A 9042-nucleotide genomic window follows, 5' to 3' on the forward strand; every position below is an offset into this window, starting at 1 on the left:
TTCTTCGGATGGTCCTTGGTCCAGATGCGCTGGGCGCCCCAGACGACGTGCGGGATTATCGGGACGTCCGCAGCGATCGCCATCCGGGCCGCGCCGGACTTGAACTCCTTGAGTTCGAAGCTGCGGCTGATGGTGGCCTCCGGGTACACCCCCACCAGTTCACCGGCCTCGAGGGCCCGCACCGCGGCGTCGTACGACGCGGCGCCGCTGGACCGGTCGACCGGGATGTGATGCATCGCCCGCATGAGGGGCCCGGTCACCTTGTGGTCGAACACCTCCTGCTTGGCCATGAACCGCACCAGGCGCGGCGGCCGGTGCCGGGAGAACGGCAAGCCGGCGAAGGTGAAGTCCAGGTAGCCGGTGTGGTTGATGGCCACCACCGCGGCGCCGGTGGCGGGCAGGTTCTCCATCCCGGTGATGGTGAACTTCAGGCCCTGCGCGCGCCAAAGCATTCGGACACCCGCGATGACTGTGCCGTATGCCGGTTCCACGGGCTCCACCCTACCGGGAGGCGGTTAAGCTCATGGGGCGTCTGCGTCACTCTCGGGAAGGGGATTCATGCAGGTCACCAGCATCGGACACGCGGGGTTCCGGATCGACACCCAGGCGGGAAGCGTCCTGTGCGACCCGTGGCTCAACCCCGCCTACTTCGGTTCGTGGTTCGTCTTCCCCGACAACCGCGGACTGGATTGGGACGCCCTGGGAGACTGCGACTACCTGTACATCTCGCATCTGCACTCCGACCACTTCGATCCCCGGCTGCTGAGGGACCACGTCAACAAGGACGCGGTGGTACTGCTGCCGGACTTCCCGGTCCCGGACCTGAAGCGCGAACTCGACGCGCTGGGTTTCCACCGGTTCTTCGAGACCGAGGACTCGGTCAAGCATCGGGTGACCGGGCCCAAGGGCGAGCTGGACGTGATGATCGTCGCGCTGCGGGCGCCGGCCGACGGCCCGATCGGCGACTCCGGCATCATCGTCTCCGACGGCACCACGACGGTGTTCAACATGAACGACGCCCGGCCGCTGGGCGTGGACATGCTCGCCGAATTCGGCCGCATCGACGTGCACATGCCGCAGTACTCCGGGGCGATCTGGTACCCGATGGTCTACGACATGCCCGAGCGCGCCAAGCAGGCCTTCGCCACCCAGAAGCGCCAGCGCGGGATGGACCGCTGCCGGCAGTACATCGCCGACGTCGGCGCCACCTGGGTGATCCCGTCCGCCGGTCCCCCGTGCTTCCTCGACCCGGAGTTGCGTTTCCTCAACGACGACCACGGCGACCCCGGCAACATCTTCCCCGACCAGATGGTGTTCCTCGACCAGATGCGCCGCAACGGTCACAACGGCGGCCTGTTGATGGTTCCCGGCTCAAAGGCGGATTTCAAAGGCTCACAGCTGATTTCGCTCACCCACCCGCTGTCCGACGCCGAAGTGGAGGCGATCTTCACCACCGGTAAGGCCGACTACATCGCCGCCTACGCCGAACGGATGGCGCCCGTGCTGGCCGCCGAGAAGGCCCGCTGGGCGCCGGCGGCGGGCGAACCGCTCCTGGAGCCGTTGCGCGCCCGATTCGAGCCCATCATGCTGGCCGGCGACCAGATCTGCGACGGCATCGGCTACCCCGTCGAACTCAAGATGGGGCCCGAGACCGTGGTGCTGGACTTCCCGAAACGCACTGTGCGCGAACCCATCGCCGAGGAGAAGTTCCGGTACGGCTTCGAAATCGCACCCGAGTTGGTGCGCACGGTCCTACGCGACGACGAACCGGACTGGGTGAACACCATTTTCCTGTCCACCCGGTTCAAGGCCTGGCGGGTCGGCGGCTACAACGAGTACCTCTACACCTTCTTCAAGTGCCTCACCGGCGAGCGGATCGCCTACGCCGACGGGTGGTTCGCCGAGGCCCACGACGACACCTCCACCGTCACCGTGGACGGCTGGGAGGTGCAGCGCCGGTGCCCGCACCTGAAGGCCGACCTGTCGAAGTTCGGCGTGGTGGAGGGCAGCACCCTGACCTGCAACCTGCACGGCTGGGCCTGGGACCTCAACAGCGGCCGGTGCCTGACCAGCAAGGGACATCCGTTGCGTTGTTCGAAGCTGTGAGCCGACCGCCGAGGCAGTACTACGACGACGGACAGGTCCAACTGGACCGGCGGGCCTTGACGCTGCGTCGCTACCACTTCCCGTCGGGCACAGCGAAAATCATCCCGTTGCGGGCCATCAAGGGCTATCGGGTCGAGCCGCTGGGCCTGCTGACGCAGCGGTTCCGCGTCTGGGGCAGTTCGGACCTGCGCCGCTGGCTTCCCCTGGATGTGCGGCGGCCGCTTCGTTCCACCCTGATCACCCTCGACCTACCGGGCACCTGGCCGAGTCCGGCGTTCACACCGGAGGATCCCGAGGGGTTCCTCGCGGTGTTCACCGAGTTGCTCGACGCTCAGGGCTCCCAGACCAGCTGACGCAATTCGGAGAACTCTTCTCCGGCGGTGTCGTAGACCCGGACGATTCCCTCATCGCCGGGCTGGAGGAATCTGCTCTCGCCGTAACTGGTGTAGCGGGTGGCGCCGATGCCGATCAGAACGTGACCGGGCCTTCCCGCATCCACCAGCAGCGCGCCCACATCCTCCAACGGGGTGTCCGGTGAGCCCTTCTGGTTGGCCAGTCGCTCGACGATCCAGTCCAGCAGCACCTCGCCGTAGTAGGAGTAGCCCAGCAGTGGGCTGTCCACGCCGTACTCGTGATGCGTGCCGTCGGCGGTGCGCAGATGACACAGCAGACGCAAGCCGGCGGTGGGCCCGTCCGGGGTGAGATCGTGCGCCTCGAAGAACTCCGCGGCCACGCCTTTGGACGCCGGGCCCCAATTCTTCTTCTCGCTGATCTTGCGGGCGTTCGGCCGCCGGATGGAGCAGTCGTTGAATGCTCCCAGCGCGAACGGCCGCAGGCAGGCGACGGTGTCGCCGTTCCACACCACCTCGCAGGCCAGCCCGACCTCGGGTTCGATCTGGAGGTTCAGCGGGCCCCCATCATCCGGGCCGTCGCTCGGGACGATCAGCGCGTCGTGGGACAGCGGGAACTCGCCGAGCTGGCCGTCGTAACCGGGGACGTACCAGGGGAAAATGCCTTTGGGCGCATCGACTTTGCTGTCCACTCCGGTGAAATCGGCTGCCTCACCGGCTTGTTCGAGGTGGCCGGCGAAGTTGCCGGCCACCCCGAAGCCGAACCACGTTTTGAGGTCGTCCAGTTCCAGTTCGATCACTTAGGCCAGCACCTCCGTCCCCACGAACGGAACCAGCGCGGCGGGTACCCGCACACTCCCGTCCGGCCGCTGATGATTCTCCAGAATCGCGACGATCCACCGCGTCGTCGCGAGAGTCCCGTTCAGGGTCGCCGCGATCTGCGGCTTGCCGTTCTCGTCGCGGTAGCGGGTGGCCAGCCGCCGGGCCTGGAACGTGGTGCAGTTCGACGTGGAGGTCAGCTCCCGGTAGGCCTGCTGGGTCGGCACCCACGCCTCGCAATCGAATTTGCGCGCCGCCGAGGAGCCGAGATCGCCCGCGGCCACGTCGATCACGCGGTAGGGCACCTCGATCAGTTCGAGCATGCTTCGCTGCCAGGCCAGCAGCCGCTGGTGCTCGGCCTCGGCGTCATCGGGCCGGCAGTAGACGAATGCCTCCACCTTGTCGAACTGATGGACCCGGATGATGCCGCGGGTGTCCTTGCCGTAGCTGCCCGCCTCGCGCCGAAAGCACGACGACCATCCGGCATACCGTTTCGGCCCGGCGGCCAGGTCGAGGATTTCATCGGCGTGGTAGCCGGCGAGCGGGACCTCGGAGGTGCCGACGAGGTAGAGGTCGTCGGCCTGCAGGTGATAGACCTCGTCGGCGTGCGCCCCGAGGAACCCGGTGCCGCTCATCACCTCAGGGCGCACCAGCACCGGCGGGATCATCGGCGTGAAGCCGTTGTCGGTCGCCAGTCGGACCGCCAGTTGCAGCAGACCCAATTGCAGCAGCGCGCCCCGGCCGGTGAGGAAGTAGAACCGCGACCCGGACACCTTGGCGCCGCGTTCCATGTCGATCAGGCCGAGGGACTCGCCGAGTTCCAGGTGGTCTTTGGGATTGTCGATGAACGGGGGCTCGCCGACGACGTCGAGGACGACATAGTCGTCCTCACCGCCGGCCGGCACCGAGGGGACGACGACATTCGGAATCGCCAGATGCGCGGCGGTGAATGCCGCCTCGGCATCGGCCTGGCGGGCCTCGGCCTCCTTGACCTCACCGGCCAGGCGCCTGGCCCGTTCCAGCAGCACCGGTCTGTCCTCGGCCGGGGCCGAGCCGACCTTCTTGCTGGCCGCCTTCTGGTCGGCGCGCAGCGTGTCGGCCGCGGAGATGGCCGCGCGACGGGCGGCGTCGGCCGCCAGGAGCACCTCGACCAGGGCGGGGTCCTCACCACGGCGCCGCTGTGACCGGCGCACCGCGTCGGGGTCCTCCCGCGCCATTTTCAGGTCGATCACGCCCTGCACCCTACTGTCGGCGCAGGCCGCGCCCCCAATGGGGCGGCTGGGCACAACCCAGTAACAGTCCGGGAACGTCCCTTGCCGCGCCGCCCGGCGGGCCTGCCACAATGGAGCGCGATGCCGCAGCTATCCCAGGAAGAACACGCCCCCGACGTCGAGGTCTCCGAACCCGAACCGGCGCGCGCGGTCGCACCCAGGTCCGCCCGCCGGGCGCTGCTGCTCACGGCACTGGGCGGGCTGCTGATCGCGGGGACCGTGATCGTCCTGCCACTGCGGGACAAGGGCCCGCTGAGCACCGTCGTGCCCGCCGAACAGTTGGCGCCGGCGGTGGCCTCGACGTTCGCCGAGGCCAAGACCGGATACTGCCTGAACTGGCCGGACAACGGTTTGGACTCCGCCGTGATCGTCGACTGCAAGGACGACCACCGCTTCGAGGTCTCCGCGGCACTCGACATGCGGACCTTCCCGGGCTCGGAGTACGGGCCCGGCGCGGAGCCGCCCTCACCTGCGCGCATCCAGCAGATCACCCTGGAGCAGTGCGAGCCGGCGACGGAGCGGTATCTGGGCGGCAAGTTCGATCCCAACAGCCGATTCAGCATCAGCCTGCTGTGGGCGGGCGACAAGGCCTGGAAACACTCCGAAGAGAGACGGATGCTGTGCGGCCTGCAATTGAAGGGCCCGGCCAACCAGCAGTTGCCGTTCAAGGGCAGGGTGGCCGACCTCGACCAGTCCAAAGTCTGGCCGGCCGGGACCTGCCTTGGCATCGACCCGTCGACGAACCAGCCCAACGATGCCGCCGTGGACTGCGCGACACCCCATGCCATGGAGGTCGTCGGGACGGTCAACCTCGCCGAGCAGTTCCCCGGCGGCCTGCCCTCCGATGCCGACCAGGACGCCTTCATCAAAGAGGCCTGCAACGCCATGGCCGACGCGTTCCTGGCGCCGGCGCAGCTTCGTGACACCACCCTGACCCTGATCTACAGCACGGTGTCTCTGCCGGGCTGGTCGGCCGGCAGCCGCCAGGTCTCCTGCAACATCGGGGCCACCCTGGGCAATGGCGGCTGGGCGACCCTGATCAACAGCGCCAAGGGCCCCATCCTGATCAACGGCCAGCCCCCGGTGCCGCCCCCGGCCATCCCGGAGGAACGGCTCAACGCGCCGCTGCCCCCGGCGCCGGGTGGCAGCCCGCCACCCTGATGCCGGTCCGGATGGACCCGGTGCGCTTCGAGGAACTGGTCTCCGAAGCGCTTGATCTGATACCCCCGGACCTGGCCGCGGCGATGGACAACGTCGTCGTCCTCGTCGCAGACCGCCATCCGCAGGAACCCGAGTTGCTCGGGCTCTACGAAGGCATCGCGTTGACCGAGCGGGACTCCAGTTACGCCGGCGCACTACCGGACACGGTGACGATTTTCCGGGAGAGCCTGCTCGAAATCTGCGAGACCGAGGAGCAGGTGGTGGAGGAGGTGGCCATCACCGTGGTGCACGAACTGGCCCACCACTTCGGCATTGACGATCGGCGGCTGCACGAACTGGGTTGGGGCTGAGCAACCCGAGGATGCGCGAGCCTACCGCGGGATGCTCATCGGCGGTGCGAAGATCGAGGCTATGGGGAAAGCCGATGGGACAGCGGCGAATGCGGCACCAGCCGATGGGACAGCGGCGAATGCGGCACCAGCCGATGGGACAGCGGCGAATGCGGCACCGTGCCGCGAATGCCTGGCCGGCCGGCCGCATTGCCACGGGACCCTGATCCATCATGGGGGCCAGTCCCCGCACTGCACCGAACCCGGCTGCGGTCACCCGGAGGTGCTGCTGCACTCGCTGACCGTCGACTGCGAGGCCATCGGCTGCGACTGTGGCGAGCGCGGCGGGTACTGGGTGGCGATCTGAGGTCTCAACCCATCGGGTCGGCGGCTTGCAACGCCTCCTGCACCGGGTGCACATCCGGTTCCGGATAGAACGGCGGTGTGCGCGAGCCCCACTGCACACAACTCCAGCGCCCGTCGGTGATGGGGGCCAACGTCACCGCCTCGGCGTTGGCCAGGTGGTGTTTGAGGACGAAGCCGGCATCCACCCCGGCGAGCGTGGCGGCGGCCAACCGGATCGCCGCCCCGTGGCTGACGACGACGATGTCGGTGTGCCAGTCGCGGTCATCGAGGTAGCGCAGTCGCAGATCGGTGACCACCGACAGGTAGCGGTCCAGCACGTCACGGCCGCTCTCGCCGGCGGGCATCGCGGCATCGAGATCGCCCTCGTGCCAGCGCTGGTAGACGGCGTTGAATTCGGCGATCGCCTCGTCGTCGTTGCGGTTCTCCAGGGCACCGGCCTGCACCTCGTGAACACCCTCGACTTCGCGTGGCACCACGTCGTCCAGTTCGGCGCCGATCGCCGCGGCCGTCTGAGCCGCCCGGCGGGCCGCCGAATGCAGCAGCAGCCCGGTCGGGTGTGCGCGCGCGCGGGCGAATTCCCGACCCTGGCGGACGCCGAGCTCGGTCAGCTCGGCGCCGGGCGGTCTGGTGTCCAACCGGCGCTCGACATTGCCCTGCGACTGCCCGTGCCGGACGAGGATCAACCGGCCGCTCACGGTCCACCCCGACGCAGCCGGGCCAGCCACTCTTCGGTCTCGTCGTGCCGGGGCGGGGCGGAACCCGCCGCCGACCCGGTCGGCCAGGAGCCCAGGTACCGCACGTCGGCGCAGCGCCGGTGCAGCGCCTTGAGCGCCTCGGCGACCGCGCTGTCGCCGATGTGTCCCACACAGTCCAGGAAGAACATGTAGGTGCCGAGTTCGGTTCGGGTGGGCCGGGATTCGATCCGGGTCAGGTCGATGTCACGGATACCGAACTCGCTCATCGCCGCCACCAGGGCGCCGGGGGAATTCGCGATCCGCAACACCACCGACGTACGGTCGGCGCCGGTGCGCGGCGGCGGAGGGGCCGGGCGTCCCACCAAGACGAACCGGGTCCGGGCGTTCGCTTCGTCGACGACGCCTTCGGCAAGGGTGACGAGTCCGTAGCGTTGCGCGGCCAGGGCGGTGCTGACTCCGGCGTCGGCGCGGCCGTCGGCGACGTCGAGGGCGGCGGCGGCGTTGGAGCCGGCCAGAACCACCTCCGCGCCGGGCAGGTGCCCGTTCAGCCATCGCCGCACCTGCGCGGCCGCCACCGGGAAAGCCGCCACGGTGCGCACCCCGCCGGCTTGGGTGTCCGGCCGGACCACGATGCTGAAAGCCACGTCCAGAGTCAGCTCGGCGAAGATCTGCAGCGGCGAACCGGCCGCGAGGCTGTCCAGGGTGGGCAGGACGCTACCTTCGATCGAGTTCTCGATCGGAACGCAGGCGAAGTCGGCGACGCCGGCCCGGACGGCCTCGAGCGCGGCCGGCGTGCTCTCCGTCGGGAGCGCTTCGCAGTCGCCCCCGCCGGGAACCATCCCCCCGGCGGCCATCCGCAGCAGCGCCGCTTCGCTGAATGTTCCCTCGGGTCCGAGGTAGGCGATGCGGGCCACCCACCAACCCTAACCGTTCACAGGAGGCTTGATCCGGCCGCTACCGTGGCACAGGTGATAGACCGGCGCGCCATTCGCATCGAGGTCGGTGTGATGCTGGCGGTCACCTTCGGTGTCAGCGCACTGGTAGCGGTTCTTCAACTGGCCGATGCGTTGCTGTCCGGGCTGGGCGGCTACCGGGTGCGACTCAACCCCGACCGGTCACACTACGACTTGATCAACCTGGGGCTGAACCTGGTATCGGTCTCGCAACTGTTCGCCTGGGGCGGCTTGGCGCTATATCTGTTGTGGCGCAGCGGGATCCGGCCCGCTGACATCGGTCTTGACAAGATCCGCCGGCGGCCCGACTGCCTGGGGGGTATCGGCCTGGCGGCCCTGATCGGGATTCCCGGACTACTGCTGTACCTGGCGGCCCGCCATCTCGGGCTCAACGCCCAGGTGGAACCCTCCGGTCTGCACGACTCGTGGTGGCGGATACCGGTTCTGGTCCTGGCGGCCTTCGCCAACGGCTTCGCCGAGGAGGTCGTGGTGGTGGGCTATCTGATCACCCGGCTGCGGCAGTTGGGACTCGGTGAGCGTCGGGCGGTGTTGGCGTCCAGCCTGCTGCGCGGGACCTATCACCTCTACCAGGGCATCGGGGCCGGACTGGGAAACCTCATCATGGGTGTCGTGTTCGGCTACACCTGGTGCCGGACCGGCCGATTGTGGCCGCTGGTGATCGCCCACGGCATCATCGACACCGTCGCGTTCGTCGGCTACGTGCTCCTGTCGGGCCACCTCGGCATGGCTTAGGTTGACCGGGTGAGCGAGTACCGGCCGCCGGCTGCGGACGAGCCGACCGAGCGGATTCCGCGGGTCCGCCGGCCGCTTCCGCCGCTGCCGCCGCGGCCGGGCGCCCGCGAGCCCGCACAGGTAATCCGACGCGATCCGCGATACCGTCCGCCGCCGCCACCGCCGCCCGGGCACCCGCCGCCACAGTCGTTCCCGGCGCCGCCACCCCGACGGCCGCGGCCGCCACAGTCGTTCCCGGT

Annotated in this window: 9 protein-coding genes and 1 pseudogene; 5 read left to right on the top strand and 5 right to left on the bottom strand. The window is 68.9% G+C overall.

What is annotated here, in order from left to right; translation table 11 throughout:
- A partial coding sequence (locus ADBZ5U_RS12225; protein WP_526265798.1) for a lysophospholipid acyltransferase family protein occupies nt 1-491 on the bottom strand: 491 nt, incomplete at its 3' end.
- Between the two features lie 67 nt (nt 492-558).
- Between ADBZ5U_RS12225 and ADBZ5U_RS12230 the strand changes: the two genes are divergently transcribed.
- On the top strand, nt 559-2106 hold the full coding sequence (locus tag ADBZ5U_RS12230; protein WP_526265800.1) for a Rieske 2Fe-2S domain-containing protein: 1548 nt from the start codon (nt 559-561) through the stop codon (nt 2104-2106).
- On the top strand, nt 2103-2459 hold the full coding sequence (locus ADBZ5U_RS12235; RefSeq protein ID WP_526265802.1) for a hypothetical protein: 357 nt from the start codon (nt 2103-2105) through the stop codon (nt 2457-2459). The genes ADBZ5U_RS12230 and ADBZ5U_RS12235 overlap by 4 nt, the downstream gene beginning before the upstream one ends.
- On the opposite strand, the gene ADBZ5U_RS12240 is transcribed toward ADBZ5U_RS12235, so the two are convergent.
- Together ADBZ5U_RS12240 and serS are read right to left on the bottom strand one after the other, a co-directional pair.
- On the bottom strand, nt 2438-3256 hold the full coding sequence (locus tag ADBZ5U_RS12240) for a DUF5718 family protein (RefSeq protein WP_526265804.1): 819 nt from the start codon (nt 3254-3256) through the stop codon (nt 2438-2440). The genes ADBZ5U_RS12235 and ADBZ5U_RS12240 overlap by 22 nt on opposite strands.
- Entirely contained in the window at nt 3257-4507 is a 1251-nt protein-coding gene (gene serS, locus ADBZ5U_RS12245; protein WP_526265806.1) for a serine--tRNA ligase, read from the bottom strand.
- A gap of 120 nt (nt 4508-4627) precedes the next feature.
- Between serS and ADBZ5U_RS12250 the strand changes: the two are divergent.
- A pseudogene (locus tag ADBZ5U_RS12250) lies at nt 4628-5695 on the top strand (septum formation family protein); the annotation flags it as partial.
- 11 nt (nt 5696-5706) lie between these two features.
- On the top strand, nt 5707-6057 hold the full coding sequence (locus ADBZ5U_RS12255) for a metallopeptidase family protein (protein ID WP_526265808.1): 351 nt from the start codon (nt 5707-5709) through the stop codon (nt 6055-6057).
- A gap of 350 nt (nt 6058-6407) precedes the next feature.
- On the opposite strand, the gene ADBZ5U_RS12260 is transcribed toward ADBZ5U_RS12255, so the two are convergent.
- Together ADBZ5U_RS12260 and pheA are read right to left on the bottom strand one after the other, a co-directional pair.
- Nucleotides 6408-7097, bottom strand: coding sequence for a histidine phosphatase family protein (locus ADBZ5U_RS12260; RefSeq protein ID WP_526265810.1), 690 nt, complete (start codon nt 7095-7097; stop codon nt 6408-6410).
- Nucleotides 7094-8011: a prephenate dehydratase gene (pheA, locus tag ADBZ5U_RS12265; protein WP_526265813.1), complete on the bottom strand. Its 918-nt coding sequence runs from the start codon at nt 8009-8011 to the stop codon at nt 7094-7096. Before pheA ends, ADBZ5U_RS12260 begins: the two co-directional genes overlap by 4 nt.
- Nucleotides 8012-8104: 93 nt before the next feature.
- Here pheA and ADBZ5U_RS12270 point away from each other — a divergent pair, with 93 nt between their 5' ends.
- Complete coding sequence (locus ADBZ5U_RS12270; protein ID WP_526265815.1) at nt 8105-8803, top strand: CPBP family intramembrane glutamic endopeptidase; 699 nt, start codon at nt 8105-8107, stop codon at nt 8801-8803.
- Nucleotides 8804-9042 lie beyond the last annotated feature (239 nt).

Origin of the sequence: Mycobacterium sp. (genome assembly GCF_040398885.1) — a bacterium.
Classification (GTDB): Bacteria; Actinomycetota; Actinomycetes; order Mycobacteriales; family Mycobacteriaceae; genus Mycobacterium.

Bases quoted from the DNA above. Each gene is read 5' to 3' on its own strand.
- ADBZ5U_RS12255 (WP_526265808.1), top strand. From the start codon at position 5,707: ATGCCGGTCCGGATGGACCCGGTGCGCTTCGAGGAACTGGTCTCCGAA.
- ADBZ5U_RS12230 (WP_526265800.1), top strand. From the start codon at position 559: ATGCAGGTCACCAGCATCGGACACGCGGGGTTCCGGATCGACACCCAG.
- ADBZ5U_RS12270 (WP_526265815.1), top strand. From the start codon at position 8,105: ATGCTGGCGGTCACCTTCGGTGTCAGCGCACTGGTAGCGGTTCTTCAA.